This is a genomic window from Pseudomonas sp. Pdm06, from assembly GCF_014851795.1.
GTDB classification, from domain to species: Bacteria; Pseudomonadota; Gammaproteobacteria; order Pseudomonadales; family Pseudomonadaceae; genus Aquipseudomonas; species Aquipseudomonas fluorescens_AA.
Map to the genome: position 1 here is coordinate 495,688 of NZ_JACVAH010000001.1, position 20,774 is coordinate 516,461.

The window sequence follows — 20,774 nt, forward strand, 5'->3', positions numbered from 1 at the left end:
CTTGCTCGCGATGGTGGCAGACCAGTCAACGGTATTGTCGACTGGCCCATCCCTATCGCGAGCAAGCTTTGCTCCCACAGTTTTGTGCCGCTGAATTATTTGGAGGCTTCCACCACGCCACTCTGGCGGCTCTTGAGATTCTTGGCGGCCTTGTATTGCAGGGCCACCGCGGGCACGGCGGCGCTTTTTCCGGTTTCCACCCAGCTACGAATCCGGCTGGCATCAGCGAAGTGCGTGTACTTGCCAAAGGCGTCGAGGATCACCAGCGCCATCGGGCGATTGCCCATTTTCGTCACCAGCACCAGGCAGTGGCCGGCCTGGTTGGTGAAGCCGGTCTTGGTCAACTGGATATCCCAGTTGGCCTTGTGGACCAGGTGGTCGGTGTTGCGAAATCCCAGGCTGTACACAGGCTTGCGGAAGGTAACGGTCTTTTCCTTGGTCGTACTCAGTTCGCTCAGCAGGGGGTACTTGCGGGCGGCGATCAATAGCTTGGTCAGGTCCCGGGCGGTGGAGACGTTGTTGATCGACAGGCCTGTGGGTTCGACGTAATGAGTGCTGGTCATGCCCAATGCCTTGGCCTTGGCGTTCATGGCGGCAATGAATGCCGCATAGCCGCCCGGATAGTGGTGGGCGAGGCTGGCGGCGGCGCGGTTTTCCGAAGACATCAGGGCGATCAGCAGTACGTCCCGGCGCGACAGTTCGCTGTTGAGCTTGACCCGGGAAAACACGCCCTTCATCTCTGGGGTGTTGGCGATGGTGATGGAAATGTATTCGTCCAGGTTCTGTTTGGCATCCAGCACAATCAGGCCGGTCATCAACTTGGTCACCGAAGCGATGGGCACCACCACGTCCGGGTTGCTCGAATAAACGACTTTATCCGTCTGCAGGTCCAACAGCATCGCGCTGCCCGAGGCGACTTGCAGCTTGGCCGCATCCCGAGGGGCCGCGATGGTTTCCTGTGCAACGGCATTTTGCGTGATGAAGGGGCCTGTGAAAGCGATGAACAGGCTGATGATCGAAAGACGGATTTTCACGCGAGTAGACTCGATGGAGTTGAAGGTGCCGTTGAGCAACGACTTTTTAAAGAAAACGTCGCATTTTAGGAGTATGGGCGATAGCAGCGCTATATGCCTGTATCGCCAAGGCTTGTGAATAAATAAAGTTTAATGAAGGGCGATTCTGGCGAATCGAATCTGAAAATTTTGTAGTTTGCGCGATCGATACCTGGCGGCTAAGTCCAGGCCCCGGAAACACCTGTGGGAGCGAGTTTGCTCGCAATGGCAGTGTGTCAGTCAACTTGGATGTTGGCCGATGCACCGCTATCGCGAGCAAGCTCGCTCCCACAGGGTCTTTGTTGGCGCGTCGATCAGCTATGCAGCGTCTCGGCCGCGTACAACGTGTTTTCCAGCAGGCAGGCCCGGGTCATCGGGCCTACGCCGCCGGGTACCGGGGTGATCCAGCCAGCGCGGGGCAGGGCGGTCTCGTAGACCACGTCGCCCACCAGCTTGCCGTCGTCCTGGCGATTGATACCCACGTCGATGACGATGGCGCCTTCCTTGATCCACTCGCCCCTGACCAGCCCGGGTTTGCCAGCGGCCACCACCACCAGGTCGGCACGGCCGACATGGCCGGCCAGGTCCTTGGTGAAGCGATGGGTCACGGTCACGGTGCAGCCGGCCAGCAGCAACTCCATGGCCATCGGGCGGCCGACGATGTTGGACGCCCCCACCACCACGGCATCGAGGCCATACAGGTCCACGCCAGTGCTTTCCAGCAAGGTCATGATGCCTTTGGGGGTGCAGGGACGAAGCAGTGGGATACGCTGGGCCAGACGGCCGACGTTATAAGGATGGAAACCGTCGACGTCTTTGTCCGGGCGGATACGCTCCAGCAGCTTGGAGGCGTCGAGGTGTTCAGGCAGCGGCAACTGGAGCAGAACACCGTCGATGTTCGGATCGTCGTTCAGGCGATCGATCAGATCGGCCAACGCTTGCTGGGTGGTTTCGGAAGGCAGGTCGTAGGCCTGGGAAAGGAAGCCGACCTCTTCACAGTCTTTACGCTTGTGCGAGACATAAACCTGAGAGGCAGGATCGCTGCCGACCAGGATCACCGCAAGGCCGGGCGTACGCAGGCCTTGCTGGCGGCGCTCGGTGACTCGTTGGGCGATCTGCTGGCGCAGGCTGGCGGCGATCGATTTGCCGTCGATAAGTTGTGCAGTCATTGCGCGTGGTTAACCATCGAGAGGGGAAAAAAAGAGAACGCATTCTCGCATGCCGGGGCGTGAGGGCAAAGGCGCTTGGTCTGCAAATTCCCCTAACCCCTTTAATTAAATGAATTTTTTTTAAAAAAGAGTTGACGACCTATCAGGCCGTCTATAACATTCGTCGCACTTGTCGGGCACAGCCTAGCACTGGTTAAGAAGGTGGAGCGGAGTTGGTTGTTTCAACTCGGCAAAACTGAAAGCACTTAGTTTGTAATCGTCCAAGAATACAGATTAAAAAGGCGCCCGTAGCTCAGCTGGATAGAGCATCCGCCTTCTAAGCGGATGGTCGCAGGTTCGAGTCCTGCCGGGTGCGCCAATTAGGCAGCTTTGGCACAAGTAAGGCAACAAGGCAATATGGTGGGCGTAGCTCAGTTGGTAGAGCACGGGATTGTGACTCCCGTTGTCGTGGGTTCGATCCCCATCGTCCACCCCATATTCTAGAAAGGCGCCAGATCTAACAATCTGGCGCCTTTGCTTTAAAAGCTTGATACGCGGATGTGGTGGAATTGGTAGACACACTGGATTTAGGTTCCAGCGCCGCAAGGTGTGAGAGTTCGAGTCTCTCCGTCCGCACCATACAAGTGGCTATTTAAATAGCAGAAAACGGCGCAGTACCTGAAAGGGGCTGCGCCGTTTTTGTTTTCAGTGGTTCTGTGTTTGGCATCGGTACTGTTTTTGCGGTTGTGCGCAGCGGTCGGTTTGTCGCGAATGTGTTTCGTGATGATGCGCGGTATGCCCGTTGGTCTCCTTGTGGGGCGGGGCGCTGCGCGACCGGACAAGCCGCTTCTATATATAGAAGCGTTGGCGCAGAGCCTTGGACTGAATCGACTGTATTTGCAATCCGGGTGGGGCATGACCGTTTGCCCCGTCCTAAATCCGGCGCCTGTTTCCAGCGCGTTTTCAGTAGGGTGACTTCTTGAGTTTGACCTACTAGAATGCATGCCCTTGATTCTGGGGTCGGAAACGCCCGGCCAACGTCTGTGCAACGAGGAATATCCATGCAAGTTTCTGTTGAAAATACTTCTGCTCTTGAGCGCCGCATGAGCATCACCGTGCCGGCTGAGCGCATCGAGACTCAGGTCAACAAGCGTCTGCAGCAGACTGCCCAAAAGGCCAAAATCCCAGGTTTCCGCCCAGGCAAAGTGCCAATGAGCGTGATCCGTCAGCGTTACGAAGCTGATGCGCGTCAGGAAGCCGTGGGCGACGTGATCCAGTCTTCGTTCTACGAAGCGGTCGTCGAGCAGAAGCTGAACCCGGCTGGCGCACCGTCCGTCGAGCCTAAAGTGCTGGAAAAAGGCAAGGACCTGGAATTCGTCGCCACGTTTGAAGTGTTCCCGGAGTTCACGGTTGCCGGTTTCGAGTCCATCGCTGTCGAGCGCCTGAGCGCTGACGTGTCGGATGCCGACCTGGACAAGATGCTGGACATCCTGCGCAAGCAGAACACCCGTTTCGAAGTGACCGAGCGCGCTGCCCAGAACGAAGACCAGTTGAACATCGATTTCGTCGGCAAGGTCGACGGTGAAGTGTTCGCTGGCGGTTCCGCCAAGGCCACCCAGCTGGTACTGGGCTCCGGTCGCATGATTCCTGGCTTCGAAGACGGCCTGGTTGGCGCCAAGGCCGGTGAAGAGCGCGTTCTGAACGTGACCTTCCCTGAGGATTACCAGAACCTGGACCTGGCTGGCAAAGCCGCCGAGTTCACCGTGACCGTCAACAGCGTTTCCGAGCCGAAACTGCCTGAGCTGAACGAAGAGTTCTTCGCCCAGTTCGGCATCAAGGAAACCGGTCTGGAAGGTTTCCGCACCGAAGTTCGCAAGAACATGGAGCGCGAGCTGCGCCAGGCCATCAAGTCCAAGGTCAAGAACCAGGTCATGGACGGTCTGCTGGCCTCCAACCCGATCGAAGTGCCAAAGGCCCTGCTGGACAACGAAGTGAACCGTCTGCGCGTGCAGGCTGTTCAGCAGTTCGGCGGCAACATCAAGCCGGACCAACTGCCGGCCGAGCTGTTCGAAGAGCAGGCCAAGCGCCGCGTCGTGCTGGGCCTGATCGTTGCCGAAGTGGTCAAGCAGTTCGAGCTCAAGCCTGACGAAGCCCGCGTTCGTGAGCTGATCCAGGAAATGGCCTCGGCCTATCAAGAGCCTGAGCAAGTCGTGTCCTGGTACTACAAGAACGACCAGCAACTGAACGAAGTCCGTTCTGTTGTGCTGGAAGAACAAGTTGTGGATACTGTTCTGCAGAAAGCTAGCGTGACCGATAAAGCGGTCTCTTACGAAGAAGCGGTCAAGCCGGTGGAAGCTCCACAAGCCGATTGATGGTTCTGCGGTAAGAAATAAACACCCATAAGCCAGCCTTCGTGCTGGCTTATGCGTATTCAAGACATAACTATTTGGGAGTGACTGCGAGACATGTCCCGCAATTCTTTTTATCAGCAGAGCTCTGACATCCAGGCCGCAGGCGGCCTGGTCCCGATGGTTATCGAGCAGTCCGCCCGCGGCGAACGTGCCTATGACATCTACTCGCGTCTGCTCAAGGAACGCGTCATCTTCCTGATCGGCCCCGTTGAAGACTACATGGCCAACCTGGTCGCGGCGCAGCTGTTGTTCCTTGAAGCGGAAAACCCGGACAAGGATATCCATCTGTACATCAACTCACCTGGCGGTTCGGTGACTGCGGGCATGTCGATCTACGACACCATGCAGTTCATCAAGCCTGACGTCTCCACCATCTGCATCGGTCAGGCCTGCAGCATGGGGGCCTTCCTGCTCGCCGGTGGCGCAGCGGGCAAGCGTCACTGCCTGCCTAACTCGCGGATGATGATTCACCAGCCATTGGGTGGCTTCCAGGGCCAGGCGTCGGATATCGACATCCATGCCAAGGAAATCCTCCACATTCGTTCGCGCCTGAACTCGTTGCTGGCCCATCACACCGGCCAGAGCCTCGAAACCATTGAGCGCGACACCGAACGTGACAACTTCATGAGCGCCGAGCGTGCAGCCGAATACGGCCTGATCGACTCTGTGATCAACAAGCGTCAAATGCCTGCCTAAGCCGCTCAAAATGCAGGTGGTTGGGATGACCGGCCGCCTGCGGGCTTGAAAAAGCCCGCAATTGCCTTCATCTTGTGTTGCAAGCCTATCGGATTTGGATCGATCGAATGACTGACACCCGCAACGGCGAGGACAACGGCAAACTGCTTTATTGCTCCTTCTGTGGCAAAAGCCAGCATGAAGTGCGCAAATTGATTGCCGGCCCCTCGGTCTTCATTTGCGACGAGTGCGTCGACCTGTGCAATGACATCATCCGCGAGGAGGTGCAGGAAGCCCAGGCCGAAAGCAGCGCGCATAAATTGCCTTCGCCTAAAGAAATCAGCGGCATCCTTGATCAGTATGTGATTGGTCAGGAACGTGCGAAAAAGGTACTGGCCGTAGCGGTGTACAACCACTACAAGCGCCTGAACCAGCGTGACAAAAAGAATGACGAGGTCGAACTCGGCAAGAGCAACATCCTGCTGATCGGCCCGACAGGCTCGGGTAAGACCCTGCTTGCCGAAACCCTGGCTCGTTTGCTGAACGTTCCGTTCACCATCGCCGACGCAACCACCCTCACCGAGGCGGGTTATGTAGGTGAAGACGTCGAGAACATCATTCAGAAGTTGTTGCAGAAGTGCGACTACGATGTGGAAAAAGCCCAGATGGGTATTGTCTACATCGATGAAATCGACAAGATTTCCCGCAAGTCCGACAACCCGTCCATCACCCGGGATGTTTCCGGTGAAGGCGTGCAGCAGGCCTTGCTCAAGTTAATTGAAGGTACGGTCGCTTCCGTTCCACCCCAAGGTGGTCGCAAGCATCCGCAGCAGGAATTCCTGCAGGTCGACACCCGTAACATCCTGTTCATCTGCGGTGGTGCGTTCTCCGGCCTGGAAAAGGTTATTCAAAACCGTTCCACCCGTGGTGGCATCGGTTTCAATGCCGAAGTACGCAGTAAGGAAGAGGGCAAGAAGGTCGGTGAGTCCCTGCGTGAAGTCGAGCCTGACGATCTGGTCAAGTTCGGTCTGATCCCGGAATTCGTCGGTCGTCTGCCAGTCCTGGCGACGCTGGATGAGTTGGATGAAGCGGCGTTGATGCAGATTCTGACCGAGCCGAAAAACGCCCTGACCAAGCAGTATGCCAAGCTGTTCGAAATGGAAGGTGTAGACCTGGAATTCCGTTCCGACGCGCTGAAATCGGTCGCCAAACGTGCCCTGGAGCGTAAGACCGGTGCCCGTGGGTTGCGCTCGATTCTCGAAGGCGTATTGCTCGACACGATGTATGAAATCCCCTCGCAGTCCGAGGTGAGTAAAGTCGTGATCGACGAAAGCGTTATAGAAGGCAAGTCCAAGCCACTGTATATCTATGAAAACAGTGAGCCGGCTGCCAAGGCCGCACCGGACGCATAAGCGTCCCGCTGCCGGAATAAAGAAGGGGCCTTCGGGCCCCTTTGCTTTTAGCGTGTTTTAGACGTGTCTTAGCGCTTGTTTTTTTTCAAGGCTGCCCCCATCTTGGTTTCAAGCTTACTTCCATCTGTTTCCGGCCCTAGGGCCGCCGTAGAGGCGAAATCATGAAGACAACCATCGAATTGCCTCTCCTGCCATTGCGCGATGTCGTGGTGTATCCGCACATGGTTATCCCGCTGTTCGTGGGGCGCGAGAAGTCCATCGAAGCCCTCGAGGCTGCGATGACGGGTGACAAGCAGATTCTTCTGCTGGCTCAGAGAAATCCAGCCGACGATGATCCCGGCGAAGACGCACTGTATCGCGTAGGTACGATTGCAACGGTTCTGCAATTGCTCAAGTTGCCCGACGGTACCGTCAAGGTCCTGGTCGAAGGCGAGCAGCGCGGGACTGTCGAACGTTTCAGCGAAGTGGACGGCCATTGCCGGGCCGAAGTGTCGCTGATCGAAGAAGTCGATGCGCCCGAGCGTGAATCAGAGGTGTTTGTCCGCAGCCTGCTGTCGCAGTTCGAACAATACGTGCAACTGGGCAAGAAGGTGCCTGCAGAGGTCCTGTCGTCGCTCAACAGCATTGACGAGCCTGGGCGGCTGGTCGATACGATGGCGGCCCACATGGCCCTCAAGATCGAGCAGAAGCAGGAAATCCTCGAGATCATCGACCTGTCGGCCCGTGTCGAGCATGTGTTGGCATTGCTCGACGGCGAGATCGATTTGTTGCAGGTCGAGAAGCGCATTCGCGGTCGCGTCAAGAAGCAGATGGAGCGCAGCCAGCGCGAGTACTACCTGAATGAGCAGATGAAGGCCATTCAGAAGGAGCTGGGCGATGGCGACGAAGGTCACAACGAAATCGAAGAGCTGAAAAAGCGCATCGATGCCGCTGGCTTGCCCAAGGATGCCTTGGCCAAGGCTCAGGCTGAGTTGAACAAGCTCAAGCAAATGTCGCCGATGTCTGCCGAAGCCACCGTGGTGCGCTCCTACATCGACTGGCTGGTCCAGGTGCCGTGGAAAGCCCAGAGCAAGGTGCGTCTGGACCTGGCGCGGGCTGAAGACATCCTCGACGCCGACCATTACGGCCTGGAAGAGGTCAAGGAGCGCATCCTTGAGTATCTCGCCGTACAGAAACGCGTGAAAAAGATTCGCGGCCCGGTTCTGTGCCTGGTCGGTCCTCCCGGGGTCGGTAAAACCTCCCTCGCGGAGTCGATTGCCCACGCGACCAACCGCAAATTCGTACGCATGGCCTTGGGTGGTGTGCGTGACGAGGCGGAAATTCGTGGTCATCGCCGGACCTACATCGGTTCGATGCCAGGAAGATTGATTCAAAAAATGACAAAGGTCGGCGTGCGCAATCCGCTGTTCCTTTTGGACGAAATCGACAAGATGGGCAGCGACATGCGCGGCGATCCCGCTTCTGCGTTGCTCGAAGTGCTCGATCCTGAGCAGAATCACAACTTCAACGATCACTACCTTGAGGTCGACTACGACCTGTCGGACGTGATGTTCCTCTGCACCTCGAACTCCATGAACATTCCGCCGGCATTGCTGGACCGGATGGAGGTGATTCGTCTACCGGGCTACACCGAGGACGAGAAGATCAACATCGCCGTGAAGTACCTTTCGCCCAAGCAGATCCAGGCCAACGGGCTGAAAAAAGGCGAGCTGGAATTCGACGAGGAAGCGATTCGCGACATCATCCGCTACTACACCCGCGAAGCCGGCGTGCGTGGTCTGGAGCGGCAGATTGCCAAGGTCTGCCGCAAGGCGGTCAAGGAACATGCGCTGGAAAAACGCTTCGCGGTCAAGGTCACTGCGGACCTGCTGGAGCACTTCCTGGGTGTGCGCAAGTTCCGCTACGGCCTGGCCGAGCAGCAGGACCAGATCGGCCAGGTGACTGGCCTGGCGTGGACTCAGGTCGGTGGTGAGTTGCTGACCATCGAAGCGGCCGTGGTACCGGGCAAGGGGCAACTGATCAAGACCGGTTCCCTGGGCGACGTGATGGTCGAGTCGATCACCGCGGCGCTGACGGTGGTGCGCAGTCGTGCCCGAAGCCTGGGCATTCCCCTGGACTTCCATGAGAAGCGCGACACACACATCCACATGCCTGAAGGGGCTACGCCCAAGGACGGTCCAAGCGCCGGTGTAGGCATGTGCACGGCCCTGGTCTCGGCATTGACCGGCATCCCGGTGCGCGCCGATGTCGCCATGACGGGTGAAATCACGCTGCGCGGCCAGGTCCTGGCGATTGGCGGCCTGAAGGAAAAACTGCTGGCGGCACACCGTGGCGGGATCAAGATCGTGATCATTCCCGAAGAGAATGTCCGCGATCTGAAGGAAATTCCTGACAACATCAAGCAAGATCTTCAGATCAAACCGGTTAAATGGATTGACGAGGTCCTGCAAATTGCGCTGCAATACGCGCCGGAGCCCTTGCCGGATGTGGCTCCTGAGATTGTCGCGAAGGAAGAAAAGCGAGAGTCTGACTCTAAGGAAAGAATTAGCACGCATTAATACGCATTGGCCTGGAGGGCCTTCCTTGACAGTTTTTTAGAGCCCTTGTTATAAAGCGGCTCTTAAGTGTCTGCAGGCCATTCAGCACTCGTTTTTGCTTTCACCAAAAAAACTTAGAATCATCTCAAATAGATATAAGGGGACTTAGAGTGAACAAGTCGGAACTGATTGATGCTATCGCTGCATCCGCTGATATCCCGAAAGCTGCTGCTGGCCGTGCGCTGGACGCTGTAATCGAATCCGTCACTGGCGCTCTCAAGGCTGGCGACTCTGTTGTTCTGGTTGGTTTCGGCACCTTCTCCGTGACCGATCGTCCTGCTCGTATCGGTCGCAACCCGCAGACCGGTAAGACGCTGGAAATCGCTGCTGCCAAAAAGCCAGGCTTCAAAGCTGGTAAAGCACTGAAAGAAGCCGTTAACTAAGGTTTCGTTGAGTTTATCCGGGTCGGGGTCATGCCTGGCTTGGCAGCGGAGCGGTAATATGGCCGGTTACAACCGGCCTGGCACGCCAGGGCTTGCAGGTTCGAGCCTGGTCCGCTCCGCCAGTTACGAGAAGGCGCATCCTCGGATGCGCCTTTCTTCTATCCGGATTCTACCCACGCTCCACGGTTGCCTAAATTTGAAGTTCAACCGTTTCTGGGGGACGCATGCTGCAGAATATCAGGGACAATTCACAAGGCTGGATTGCCAAGACCATCATCGGGGTCATCGTCGCATTGATGGCGTTGACCGGTTTCGATGCCATTTTCCAAGCTACTACCAACAGTAACGACGCGGCCAAGGTCAACGGCGAAAATATCAGCCAGAACGAGCTGAGCCAGGCGGTCGACATGCAACGCCGTCAGCTCATGCAACAGCTGGGCAAGGATTTCGACGCCTCCCTGCTGGACGAAAAAATGCTGCGCGATTCGGCGCTCAAGGGCCTGATCGACCGCAAGTTGTTGCTGCAAGGCGCACACGATGCGAAATTCGCTTTCTCGGAAGCTGCGCTCGATCAAGTCATCCTGCAAACGCCTGAGTTCCAGGTCGATGGCAAATTCAGTGCCGAGCGTTTCGATCAGGTGATTCGCCAGTTGGGTTACAGCCGTATGCAATTCCGCCAGATGCTGGCTCAGGAAATGCTGATCGGTCAGTTGCGCGCCGGCCTGGCGGGCAGCGGTTTTGTCACCGATGCCCAAGTGTTGGCATTCGCCCGCCTGGAAAAGCAGACCCGTGATTTCGCCACCTTGAACATCAAGGCCGATCCTGCGTCGGTGAAGCTGACCGATGATGAGGTCAAGGCTTACTACGACCAACACGCCAAGGAATTCATGACGCCTGACCAGGTGGTCATCGATTACCTCGAACTGAAGAAAGCCTCTTTCTTCGATCAGGTCAGCGTCAAGGACGAAGACCTGCAAGCGGCCTATCAGAAAGAAATCGCCAACCTGTCCGAACAGCGTCGCGCTGCGCACATCCTGATCGAAGTGAACGATAAGGTGACCGAAGCCCAGGCCAAGGCGAAGATCGAAGAGATCCAGGCTCGCCTGGCCAAAGGCGAGTCGTTTGAAGCCCTGGCGAAGGAGTTTTCCCAGGATCCGGGTTCGGCGAACAATGGCGGCGATCTCGGCTATGCCGGTCCAGGTGTCTACGATCCGGAATTCGAAAAGGCCTTGTACGCCTTGAGCAAGGACCAGGTCTCGGCACCGGTCCGCACCGATTTCGGTCTGCACCTGATCAAGCTGCTGGGTGTCGAAGCGCCTGAAGTGCCGACCTTCGCCAGTCTCAAGGACAAGCTGACTCGCGAGTTGAAGACTCAGCAGGTGGAGCAGCGTTTCGTGGAGGCGACCAAGCAACTGGAGGATGCCTCGTTCGAAGCGTCCGACCTGGCGCAGCCGGCCCAGGACCTGAAGCTGACCGTCCACACATCGGCCCCGTTCGGTCGTGAAGGCGGTGAAGGGATCGCGGCCAACCGTGCCGTGGTCACTGCGGCGTTCAGCCCGGAAGTGCTGGATGAGGGTGCCAACAGCACCGCCATCGAACTGGACCCGGAAACCGTCGTGGTGCTGCGTGCCAAGGAACACCGCAAGCCTGAGCAACTGCCCCTGGAAAAAGTGGCCGGGCCTATTCGTGCGCAACTGACCAAGGAACACGCCAGCGCAGCGGCCAAGACCCGCGCCGACGAGCTGATCGCCAGTCTGCGCGACGGTAAGACGGCATTGGACAAAGCGGTTGACGGCCAAGGCTGGAAACCCACCGAGGCGGCCACCCGCAACCAGGAAGGCATCGACCCAGCGGTGCTGCAAGCACTGTTCCGCATGCCCAAGCCTGAGTCCAAGGACAAGCCGACGTTCAGCAGCGTGACTTTGCCTGACGGCAGCCTGGTGGTCGTGCGTCTGAACGGCGTGAACGAAGCGGCGGCACCGACTGACGAAGAGAAAGCGGAATATCGTCGCTACCTTGCGTCCCGTGTTGGTCAGCAGGACTTCGCGGCCTATCGCAAGCAGTTGGAGAGTCAGGCGGACATCAAGCGTTTCTAATCGCTTGATGCTTTTTCAAACCTGGCTGTGATGCTGCTCACTTGAAAAAACGGCGCTTCTTCAGAAATGGGAAGCGCCGTTTTTTTTGGGTTTTTTTGGGGGGGTGGGGGATATCCATTTCTTCGGTAACGGCTCAAGTGAACGGCGTCAGGCCAAAATGCCAGGGTTTTTGTATCTGCTTGTTGCTCAAACACGGGTGTTCGTCGATCTACCCCGCTAGCGTCTTTTTCCTGCAAACAACCCCCAGTAAACTTGTAACCCCCTTGAAACAAGATTAGCCACGCTGCCAGGTCGCGTTCTGTTGCACAATACGCCCCGGACCGTTTCTCTCAGGATGTTCAATGTTCAAATCATTTCACATGCGCACCGTCGGGCTTGCATTGGTGCTGGCCGCCGCAGCCGGTTGCTCGTCGAAGAAAGCCGCCATCTACGAGCACGAGAACTTCGATGACTCCGGGACGTTCTCGCGCACTTATCCAGTGAGCGACGCGGCGACCTGCGAGGCCGGGCGCCGGGCGTTGCTCAGCCAGGGCTACATCATCACCAGCAGCGATCCGAAGCTGGTCAGTGGCCACAAGAGTTTCCAGCAGACCGGCGAGACCCACATGGAGATCAGTTTCAACCTGGTCTGTGCCGAGGACGGCGGTGCCGGACACCGTGCGACCATGTTCGCCAACGCTTTGCAGGACCGTTATGCCCTGAAGAAAACCAACAACTCCGCCAGCCTTGGGGTGGGCGTGCTGGGTTCGGTGTCGATGCCGATCGGCTCTTCGGACGATTCGATGGTCAAGGTCGCCAGCGAAACCGTGTCGGCGGCCAAGTTCTATGAGCGTTTCTTTGCCTTGGTGGAGCTGTTCCTGCCCCCCGAAGCGAAGAAAGCTGCCGAGAAGGCCGAGAATGCCGATAAGCCAAAAACTGAGCTGGGTGTCCCGGAAACCAAGGCTGAACCGGCCGCCTTGATGCCGGCTCCGGCTCCAGCTGCAGCACCTGCGTCGGAACCGGTTGCGCCTGCACCCGCAGCAGCCACGCCGGTAGAGGAGGCTGCGCCGGCCCCCGTCGAAACCGCCCCTGCGGTGTCGGAGCCCGTCGTACCGCCGAGCGAGCCAGCGCCGATTGCGCCTGAGTCGTTCGAGTCTGCGCCGACGACGGAAACCGTGACACCGCCACCACCACCGTCCAGCTCTTTGCCGGCCCCGAGCGAGCCGATCCAGCCGCTTCCGGCTTCCTGAGCTTCCCGTGGCAGGGTGTTACGCCCTGTCACACTTCACGCGGTAATTTCCCGACCCTGTGCTACGTTTAATTCATGAAGCCTTTGCTTCATGTTTTGTTCATAAAGCAGCTTTATGCTGATGCCAGCGCCATCAGGCATTGGATTCAATGACAGGGGAAGGACACGTAATGGACGATTATCAGGAAGAGCTGCTGGAATACCAGGCCTATGAACTGGACCCGCTGGAACCCGCCGAAGATGCAACGGAGTTGTAAGAGAGCAAGCTAGCGCTTGAAGCTCAACGCCCTCTGTGACTACGACGAAATTCCCCAGGCGTCTGGTCGTTCCAGCGCTTGAAGGCTCGTTGAAAGGCCTCGGCTGAGGCAAACCCCAACAAGTAGGCGATTTCGCCGAACGCCAGTTCGGTATCGCGTATGTAGGTCATGGCCAGGTCGCGGCGGGTGTCGTTGAGGATGGCGCGAAATTGCGTGCCTTCCTCGGCCAGCTTGCGCCGCAGGGTCCAGGTCGGCAGTTTCAGGCGAGCCGCCACTTCTTCCAGGTCGGGTTCCCGGCCACCGCTGAGCAACGGTCCCAGCAGTTGAATGATGCGCTCACGCAGGCTGCGGGTGCGGGTCAGTTGTTCCAATTCCCGTTCACACAATTGAACCAGGTGGTGCCAGGTGCTGGGGCAATGCTGTGGGTTGCGCTGGGCGAGGCTGTCCAGGCCCAGTCGCAGTTGATTCTGTTCGGCGCCAAACTGGATCGGGCAGTCACCGAGCGTGCGATAAGCCTCCAGGTACGCCGGTTCCTCGAATTCGATTTCGATGCGTTCGGGCCGCAGCGCGATTCCGCTGACGCTGGACAGTTGGGCCAGCCAGCCGGCGATGATCGAATCCACCACGAAGCGGTTGTAGGCGTTGTACGGGCTGATGGAATAGAACCGTAGCCAAGCGCCGCGGGCATCCTCATGAAAACTCGATTGGCCGCGATAGTTGGAGCCATACAGCGGCTCGAAGCGGATCATGCAGCGGGCCGCCTCGCGCACCGTCGGTGCCTGGGCAGCGGTAACGCCCGCCAGCCCGGCCTGGCTCAAGCGCCCGAGCTGACCCATGCGCAGGCCCAGGGCCGGGTCCTGGGTCTGTTGAATCGCGGCGTGGCCCAGGCGCATGTAGCGTGGGATCGACAGGCGTGCGCCGGGCTCGGCCAGGCGCGCGGCATCGAGGCCGTACTGCTCCAGCAGAGGCTTGGGGTCTTGCCCATGGCTGGCAATTGCGTCAGCCAGGCTGTGGACGAAACCTACTGACAGGTCCCCCAGGCGCATCGGCTGCGGTTTCATGCTCACAACCACAGGTTAAGCAGGCGCGCGCCACGGGCTTCGCCATCGGGGAAGTGCTGGCCGTTGTGGCTGATGAAACTCTGGCCGGCGCTGCCGCTGTCCCAGAACTGGCCACGCAGGAATACGCTGACACCGCCCCGGGCCTGGCTGATGGGCAATTGACCGGTCAATGTCAGGCGATGCCAGGCTTGCCCCTCGCTCACTTCACCGGGCTTGAGGCTCACTTCGCTCGGTGTGGACAGGCCTTTATACCCGCTCCAAGGCTTGTCCCAGGCGCCGCGACCGATGATGAAGGCGGGCACCGCGATCAGTTGCGCGCCCTGTTCGTTGAGCTGCCGGTAGTGGAGCGGGTACCAGCTGTCGCTGCCGATCAGCACGCCCAGGCGCCCGGCGGGGGTGTCTATGACGAGGGGGGGGACCGGATGGTCGGCGCCCAGCACATCCTGCTGTTCGAATACCGGATGGCGTTGGCGTTGTGGCTGGCCGATGGGCCGGCCATCGCTGCTGAACACCAGGCTGCTGTTGTACAACGCGCCGCGGCCAATCTTCAGCTCGCCGTCGCTGACGCTGGGCTCGGGCAGCACAATGGAGCCGGCCACCAGGGTGATGCCGAACTCCTTGGCCAGCCCGCCGAACAGCGCTTGATAGTCGCGGGCCATGCCCTGGGCTTTCATACGCAGGTAGGCATCCTCCAGGCGGTTATCGCCTTGGGCACTGACCAGCGCCTGGATAAACGCCAGTGGATTGCTGACCGCCAGCCAGTGCATGGCTTCCTTCAGGGTGGTGGCCTGGTACAACTCGTCTTTTTCGCCACCGATCATCAACCAGGTGCCGATGTGCTCGGGCAGGACCACCACGGTCTTGGCATTGAGAAAACCCTGGTCGCGAGCCGCCTGCAGGTAGGCCGCCAGTTTGCGGTGCAGGCGCTCGGGGTTCTGGTAGTCGGTGGGGAACAGTTCAGGCTGGATGCCCAGCAGGTTGCCGCGGTCGGCGCGCGTGCCCTGGTCGACCGCCAGGTTGATACGCAGGTCTGACAGGTAATGACCCGCGGGACGATCGGTCGTCCACAGTGCGTAGGTGACCAGGGCGGCAATCAAGGCCAGTGAAAACAGCAGGTACAGAAATTTGCGCATGGGGGAACAGTCAGCGGCCGTGTGCAGGTTCGTGATTTTTCATCAGGAGCTACGGGGCAGGGTACGGTAAAACAAGGGATTAGCGAAGGGCGGACGCTGATTTGTACGCACGGCAGGCACCCGCAGAGGGTGTCCCAGGAATCTTTGGACACCCTCTGCGCTGGCAAGGCGCGCTAGTGACTTTTGGCCTTTCTGATCCGGATCAGAATCAGCAGCATGATCAACAGCACCGGTGGCGTCATGCCCAGCAGCGCTTCACGGGCCGAGAGGCTCGCGCCCAAGGTATGCAACCCGCTGTAGACCAACTTGAACAGGTTGATCAGGTAGTAGGTGATGGCAATGATCGACAGGCCTTCCACCGCGCGCTGGATCTTGATCTGTGCATCGGCACGGGCATTGAGGCTGCGCAGGATTTCGGCGTTCTGGTCTTCCATCTCCACTTGCACGCGGGCTTGCAGCAGATCACCCAGGTTGGCGACGCTCATCGCCAGTTGTTCAAGGCGCTGTTCGGTGGCAGCGCAATAACGCACCGTGGGTTTGAAACGCCGTTCGATGAACACGCCCAGTCGCTGACAATCCCCCAGGTGACTTTCACGCAACTCCCCCAGGCGTTCGAACACCAATTGTGCGTAGGCGCGGGTCGCGCTGAAACGGTGGCGATTCCTGACCGTGCTGCTGACCACCTGGCGAGACAGCAGGGCGATGTCCTCCAGCAGGGCCTTGGCATGCACGCCGCTGGCATTGGCGTTGCGTTCGGACAGGCTCACCAGGGTGCGATCAAATTCGTTCAGTTGCGGGTCCAGTGCCTTGGCGATGTTGAGCGACAAGGACGCCATCATGCGATAGGTCTCGATTTCCAGCAGGCGCCGGATCATGCGCCCCTGGCGATACGCGTTGAGCCGTCGGTTGATGAACAGCAGGCGATTGGTGCCGTCCTCGGTCAGGCGAAAATCGCTCCAGACCACGGCATCGCCACCGCCCACGCATGAGCCGCAAGGGTCCTTGAAACCGTAGCTGGGCAGGTCGAGACCGGCTTCTGCGCGCACCACCACCTGAACGGCATTGATGAGGTGCTGGGCGTGACCTTCGATCCCCCGGGCAAGGCTTTCGGGCAGCGTCGTCCAGTGCAACTCATTGCTGCTGGCCGGCACGACCAGGGTCAGGGTGAAGAACTCGGCGTGGCGTTCCCACTTCAGCGGATGTCCTTCCAGGCGGGTGATGCCCTGTGCGGTCTCTGCGGTAACGGTATCGGGACACAGTCGCTCGAGCAGCGCGTTGCACTGGGCGTTGTCGCCCAGAAACGCCAGGTGGAAGACGTGAGCCGGTTCGTCGAAGTACAGCGACGGGCGGGCGTGCAACTCGTTGTGCAGCATTTTTCGTTGGGGATGCATGCGAGGGCGACCGTGTTATTAGGGTTATTTTAGGGTTGAGCACCTGGACCAGCGTTGATAGGACTGGTGCATTCCACCGAGAGTCACGCACAGCTGATCGGTGCGCTGCACATTTGGATCATTAACTTGTCAGTTACGGTCATTGAGCACCCGCATCCGGGCTCTTACGCTGTGGGCCATGACAGACGCACGCCGCAGAGCTGCGCTTTTTTCCGTGATCGCCCGTTGTGGAGTTACCAATGACCGCCTCTCATTACCCGCATCTGCTGGCCCCGCTGGACCTGGGTTTCACCACGTTGCGCAACCGTACCCTGATGGGCTCGATGCACACCGGCCTGGAAGAGAAACCCGGTGGCTTCGAACGCATGGCGGCGTATTTTGCCGAGCGCGCCCGGGGCGGCGTGGGCCTGATGGTCACCGGTGGGATCGGGCCGAACGACGAGGGCGGGGTCTACTCCGGCGCGGCCAAGCTGACCACGGAAGAAGAGGCGCTCAAGCACCGGATCGTGACCCGGGCCGTGCACGAGGCCGGTGGCAAGATCTGCATGCAGATTCTTCACGCCGGACGCTATGCCTACAGCCCCAAGCAAGTGGCACCGAGCGCGATCCAGGCGCCGATCAACCCGTTCAAGCCCAAGGAACTGGACGAGGAGGGTATCGAGAAGCAGATCAGCGATTTCGTCACCTGTTCGGTCCTGGCCCAGAAGGCCGAATACGACGGCGTCGAGATCATGGGTTCGGAAGGTTATTTCATTAACCAGTTCCTGGCGGCCCACACCAACCACCGCACCGATCGTTGGGGCGGCAGCTATGAAAACCGCATGCGCCTGCCGGTGGAAATTGTCCGTCGGGTGCGCGAAGCGGTAGGCCCGAATTTCATCATTATCTTTCGCCTGTCGATGCTCGATCTGGTGGAAGGTGGCAGCACCTGGGACGAAATCGTCCAATTGGCCAAGGCCATCGAGCAGGCCGGCGCGACGATCATCAACACCGGTATCGGTTGGCACGAAGCACGAATTCCCACCATCGCCACCAAGGTTCCGCGGGCGGCGTTCAGCAAAGTCACGGCCAAGCTGCGCGGTTCGGTGAGCATCCCACTGATCACCACCAACCGCATCAACACCCCGGAAGTGGCTGAGCAGATCCTGGCCGAAGGCGATGCCGACATGGTCTCCATGGCGCGGCCGTTCTTGGCCGATCCAGAGTTCGTCAACAAGGCCGCTGCCGGCCGCAGCGATGAAATCAACACCTGCATAGGCTGCAACCAGGCGTGCCTGGATCACACCTTTGGCGGCAAGCTCACCAGTTGCCTGGTCAACCCACGGGCCTGCCATGAAACCGAGCTGAACTACCTGCCGGTGACCCAGGTGAAGAAAATCGCCGTGGTCGGTGCCGGCCCGGCCGGGTTGTCTGCGGCCACGGTGGCGGCCGAACGTGGGCACCAGGTGACGCTGTTCGATTCGGCCAGTGAAATCGGTGGTCAGTTCAACATTGCCAAGCGCGTGCCGGGCAAGGAAGAGTTCTTCGAAACCCTGCGCTATTTCAAACGCAAATTGCAGACCAGCCATGTCGAGCTGTGCCTCGACACGCGGGTGGATGTGGCGCAATTGGTGGCTGGCGGTTACGACGAGATCATCCTCGCCACCGGCATCGCCCCACGCGTGCCGGCGATTCCCGGGGTGGAGCATGCCAAGGTCTTGAGCTACCTGGACGTGATCCTCGAGCGCAAGCCGGTGGGCCGCAGCGTCGCGGTGATCGGTGCTGGCGGTATTGGCTTCGACGTGTCGGAGTTCCTGGTTCACCAAGGCGTCGCCACCAGCCAGGACCGCGAGGCGTTCTGGAAGGAGTGGGGCATCGACACCCATCTCGAGGCCCGTGGTGGCGTGGCCGGGATCAAGGCTGAACCCCATGCACCGGCGCGCCAGGTGTTCCTGCTGCAACGCAAGACCTCGAAGGTCGGTGACGGCCTGGGCAAGACCACCGGCTGGATTCATCGCACGGGCCTGAAGAACAAGCAGGTGCAGATGCTCAACAGCGTCGAATACCTGAAGATCGACGATGACGGGCTGCACATTCGCATCGGCGAAACCGGCGAGCCGCAAGTGCTGGCCGTGGATAACATCGTGATCTGCGCCGGCCAGGATCCGCTGCGTGAGCTGCAGGAAGGCCTGGAAGCGGCGGGACAGACCGTTCACCTCATCGGCGGTGCCGACGTGGCGGCGGAACTGGATGCCAAGCGGGCGATCAATCAGGGTTCGCGGTTGGCGGCGCAGTTGTAAGGCTCAACTCCAGGAAAACCCTTGTGGGAGCGAGCTTGCTCGCGATTGCGGTGAGTCAGTTGCATGATGTTGGCTGATCCGCCGCTATCGCGAGCAAGCTCGCTCCCACAGTGGGGAGGGGTGAACCTGAAGTCACCCGCCACCAAGCTGTTAAGATACCGGCCTGTTCCCACCCGGCCTGCCGCCATGCTGCTTCCCGCCCTCGACTGGCATCCCCAACCCCGCCTCGAACCCCTTCACCTGGACTGGCTCGCCCGTGCCGGTGTCGAAGTGGCGGTGTTGCGCCTGGACCGGATCGATCCGCTGATCAGCGGCAACAAGTGGTTCAAGCTGGTCCATCATCTGCGTGCCGCCCATGAGGCCGGTGCCGAAGGGATCATGAGCCTGGGCGGTGCCTACTCCAACCATTTGCATGCGCTGGCGGCGGCGGGCAAGCGCTTCGGCTTTCCCACGGCCGGGCTGTTGCGCGGTCATCCCCAGGACACGCCGACGGTGCGCGACCTGAAAGCGTTTGGCATGGACCTGCACTGGTTGGGTTATGGCGGATACCGAGAGCGGCACGCAGCGGATTTCTGGGGACCGTGGCAGCTCCGCTATCCACATTTGCATCCGGTGCCCGAGGGCGGTTCGGGATTGCCTGGGGCGCAAGGTTGCATGACGTGGGTGGCCAGTGTCGGTGAACAACTGGCGGCACTGGGATGGGTGGATTACCACGGCTGGTGGTTGGCCTGCGGCACTGGAACGTCGCTGGCCGGACTGGTGCTGGCCGAAGCGGGCGCGCGCCCGGTCTACGGCGTGCTGGCCGTGCCGCCGGACCATGGCGTGGCCCGGCAGGTCGAGCGCATCGTGGGGGAAGCGGGGCTTTCCAGCCCGCGTCATGAGTTGTTCGACGGCAGCCGTGGCGGGTTCGCCCGGGTCGATGCCGAACTCACGGCCTTCATCGAAACCACGACGGCCATCGAACTGGAGCCTTTGTACACTGGCAAGGCCTTGATGGTACTCAAGGCACGGGTCGAGGCGGGAGGCTTTGCCCCCGGCACGCGCCTGGTCTTTGTCCACACCGGCGGTTTGCAAGGCCGCCGAGGGTTCGATTGACGGGCGATCAGCCGCGTTTGGGCATCATCCGCAGCAGCGTGTTGTCCCGTACCACGTAGTGGTGATACAGCCCCGCCAAGGCATGCAGGCCAATCAACCAATAGCCGATGGTGCCGCCCAGCACGTGCCAGCCTTCCAGCTGCTTGGCGAAATCCTTGTCTTGATCGATGAGCAACGGCAGATCGAAACCGTAGAACATCACCTGGTGCCCTTCGGCGCTGGTGATCAGCCAGCCCAGCAGCGGCATGGCGATCATGAACAGGTACAGTGCCCAGTGCATCAGGCGGGCGAGGACGGTTTGCCAGGCAGGCGATGCCGGGAAAATCGCCGGTGCCTTGCCCATGCTGCGGGCGAACAGGCGCAGCCAGACCAGCACGAACACCGTCAGGCCGAGCATGAAATGCGCTTCCTTGATCAATGTCCGGCCGCCGCTGCCCTTGGGAAAAATTCCCCGCAACTCAATGCAGGCATAAACCACGGCCAGCAGGACCAGCATCAGCCAATGCAAGGTTACCGTGACGGTACTGTAGCGGCTTTCCGAGTTTTTCCAGGGCAT

15 protein-coding genes and 3 tRNA genes are annotated in these 20,774 nt (G+C 59.5%); 12 read left to right on the plus strand and 6 right to left on the minus strand.

Annotated features, from left to right (window positions below):
- Nucleotides 1-95: 95 nt before the first annotated feature.
- Together pbpG and folD are read right to left on the minus strand one after the other, a co-directional pair.
- Nucleotides 96-1,034: a D-alanyl-D-alanine endopeptidase gene (gene pbpG / locus IB266_RS02215; RefSeq protein ID WP_072405355.1), complete on the minus strand. Its 939-nt coding sequence runs from the start codon at nt 1,032-1,034 to the stop codon at nt 96-98.
- Between the two features lie 332 nt (nt 1,035-1,366).
- Nucleotides 1,367-2,221: a bifunctional methylenetetrahydrofolate dehydrogenase/methenyltetrahydrofolate cyclohydrolase FolD gene (gene folD, locus IB266_RS02220; protein ID WP_053120836.1), complete on the minus strand. Its 855-nt coding sequence runs from the start codon at nt 2,219-2,221 to the stop codon at nt 1,367-1,369.
- A gap of 281 nt (nt 2,222-2,502) precedes the next feature.
- Between folD and IB266_RS02225 the strand changes: the two genes are divergently transcribed.
- From IB266_RS02225 to IB266_RS02270, 10 genes are all read left to right on the plus strand, one after another.
- Nucleotides 2,503-2,579, plus strand: a tRNA-Arg gene (locus IB266_RS02225).
- Nucleotides 2,580-2,620: 41 nt separating this feature from the next.
- A tRNA-His gene (locus IB266_RS02230) sits at nt 2,621-2,696 on the plus strand.
- A gap of 58 nt (nt 2,697-2,754) precedes the next feature.
- Nucleotides 2,755-2,839: transfer RNA gene (locus tag IB266_RS02235), tRNA-Leu, on the plus strand.
- A 422-nt stretch (nt 2,840-3,261) separates the two neighbouring features.
- Nucleotides 3,262-4,572, plus strand: a complete 1,311-nt coding sequence (gene tig / locus IB266_RS02240; RefSeq protein WP_060738324.1) for a trigger factor — start codon at nt 3,262-3,264, stop codon at nt 4,570-4,572.
- 93 nt (nt 4,573-4,665) lie between these two features.
- The gene (clpP, locus tag IB266_RS02245; protein ID WP_003183177.1) at nt 4,666-5,307 is read left to right on the plus strand and encodes an ATP-dependent Clp endopeptidase proteolytic subunit ClpP; all 642 of its coding nucleotides are present in this window, start codon (nt 4,666-4,668) and stop codon (nt 5,305-5,307) included.
- Between the two features lie 107 nt (nt 5,308-5,414).
- Nucleotides 5,415-6,698 carry an ATP-dependent Clp protease ATP-binding subunit ClpX gene (gene clpX / locus IB266_RS02250; protein WP_024778305.1) on the plus strand — a complete coding sequence of 428 codons (1,284 nt, stop codon included), beginning with the start codon at nt 5,415-5,417 and terminating at the stop codon, nt 6,696-6,698.
- Between the two features lie 161 nt (nt 6,699-6,859).
- Entirely contained in the window at nt 6,860-9,256 is a 2,397-nt protein-coding gene (gene lon, locus IB266_RS02255) for an endopeptidase La (protein WP_014339302.1), read from the plus strand.
- Between the two features lie 149 nt (nt 9,257-9,405).
- On the plus strand, nt 9,406-9,678 hold the full coding sequence (locus tag IB266_RS02260; protein ID WP_002552737.1) for an HU family DNA-binding protein: 273 nt from the start codon (nt 9,406-9,408) through the stop codon (nt 9,676-9,678).
- Between the two features lie 224 nt (nt 9,679-9,902).
- Complete coding sequence (locus IB266_RS02265) at nt 9,903-11,774, plus strand: SurA N-terminal domain-containing protein (RefSeq protein WP_192259867.1); 1,872 nt, start codon at nt 9,903-9,905, stop codon at nt 11,772-11,774.
- A 341-nt stretch (nt 11,775-12,115) separates the two neighbouring features.
- A complete protein-coding gene (locus IB266_RS02270) occupies nt 12,116-13,003 on the plus strand; it encodes a DUF2242 domain-containing protein (protein ID WP_192259869.1) in 888 nt (295 codons plus the stop codon).
- A gap of 279 nt (nt 13,004-13,282) precedes the next feature.
- Here IB266_RS02270 and IB266_RS02275 read toward each other — a convergent pair whose 3' ends face one another.
- From IB266_RS02275 to IB266_RS02285, 3 genes are all read right to left on the minus strand, one after another.
- Nucleotides 13,283-14,320: an AraC family transcriptional regulator gene (locus tag IB266_RS02275; RefSeq protein WP_192259871.1), complete on the minus strand. Its 1,038-nt coding sequence runs from the start codon at nt 14,318-14,320 to the stop codon at nt 13,283-13,285.
- 2 nt (nt 14,321-14,322) lie between these two features.
- Nucleotides 14,323-15,453 carry a carbon-nitrogen hydrolase family protein gene (locus IB266_RS02280; protein WP_192259873.1) on the minus strand — a complete coding sequence of 377 codons (1,131 nt, stop codon included), beginning with the start codon at nt 15,451-15,453 and terminating at the stop codon, nt 14,323-14,325.
- Nucleotides 15,454-15,626: 173 nt separating this feature from the next.
- Nucleotides 15,627-16,844: a DUF3422 domain-containing protein gene (locus IB266_RS02285; RefSeq protein WP_192259875.1), complete on the minus strand. Its 1,218-nt coding sequence runs from the start codon at nt 16,842-16,844 to the stop codon at nt 15,627-15,629.
- 239 nt (nt 16,845-17,083) lie between these two features.
- Between IB266_RS02285 and IB266_RS02290 the strand changes: the two genes are divergently transcribed.
- The gene (locus tag IB266_RS02290) at nt 17,084-19,123 is read left to right on the plus strand and encodes an FAD-dependent oxidoreductase (protein ID WP_192259877.1); all 2,040 of its coding nucleotides are present in this window, start codon (nt 17,084-17,086) and stop codon (nt 19,121-19,123) included.
- 186 nt (nt 19,124-19,309) lie between these two features.
- Nucleotides 19,310-20,218, plus strand: a complete 909-nt coding sequence (locus IB266_RS02295; RefSeq protein ID WP_192259879.1) for a 1-aminocyclopropane-1-carboxylate deaminase/D-cysteine desulfhydrase — start codon at nt 19,310-19,312, stop codon at nt 20,216-20,218.
- A 7-nt stretch (nt 20,219-20,225) separates the two neighbouring features.
- On the opposite strand, the gene IB266_RS02300 is transcribed toward IB266_RS02295, so the two are convergent.
- Complete coding sequence (locus tag IB266_RS02300) at nt 20,226-20,774, minus strand: cytochrome b (protein ID WP_192259881.1); 549 nt, start codon at nt 20,772-20,774, stop codon at nt 20,226-20,228.

Coding starts and splice junctions, on each gene's coding strand:
- IB266_RS02295 (WP_192259879.1), top strand. CDS start 19,310: ATGCTGCTTCCCGCCCTCGACTGGCATCCCCAACCCCGCCTCGAACCC.
- lon (WP_014339302.1), top strand. CDS start 6,860: ATGAAGACAACCATCGAATTGCCTCTCCTGCCATTGCGCGATGTCGTG.
- IB266_RS02265 (WP_192259867.1), top strand. CDS start 9,903: ATGCTGCAGAATATCAGGGACAATTCACAAGGCTGGATTGCCAAGACC.
- clpP (WP_003183177.1), top strand. CDS start 4,666: ATGTCCCGCAATTCTTTTTATCAGCAGAGCTCTGACATCCAGGCCGCA.
- tig (WP_060738324.1), top strand. CDS start 3,262: ATGCAAGTTTCTGTTGAAAATACTTCTGCTCTTGAGCGCCGCATGAGC.
- IB266_RS02290 (WP_192259877.1), top strand. CDS start 17,084: ATGACCGCCTCTCATTACCCGCATCTGCTGGCCCCGCTGGACCTGGGT.
- IB266_RS02275 (WP_192259871.1), bottom strand. CDS start 14,320: ATGAAACCGCAGCCGATGCGCCTGGGGGACCTGTCAGTAGGTTTCGTC.
- clpX (WP_024778305.1), top strand. CDS start 5,415: ATGACTGACACCCGCAACGGCGAGGACAACGGCAAACTGCTTTATTGC.
- IB266_RS02300 (WP_192259881.1), bottom strand. CDS start 20,774: ATGCCCTGGAAAAACTCGGAAAGCCGCTACAGTACCGTCACGGTAACC.
- IB266_RS02280 (WP_192259873.1), bottom strand. CDS start 15,453: ATGCGCAAATTTCTGTACCTGCTGTTTTCACTGGCCTTGATTGCCGCC.
- IB266_RS02285 (WP_192259875.1), bottom strand. CDS start 16,844: ATGCATCCCCAACGAAAAATGCTGCACAACGAGTTGCACGCCCGCCCG.
- IB266_RS02270 (WP_192259869.1), top strand. CDS start 12,116: ATGTTCAAATCATTTCACATGCGCACCGTCGGGCTTGCATTGGTGCTG.
- folD (WP_053120836.1), bottom strand. CDS start 2,221: ATGACTGCACAACTTATCGACGGCAAATCGATCGCCGCCAGCCTGCGC.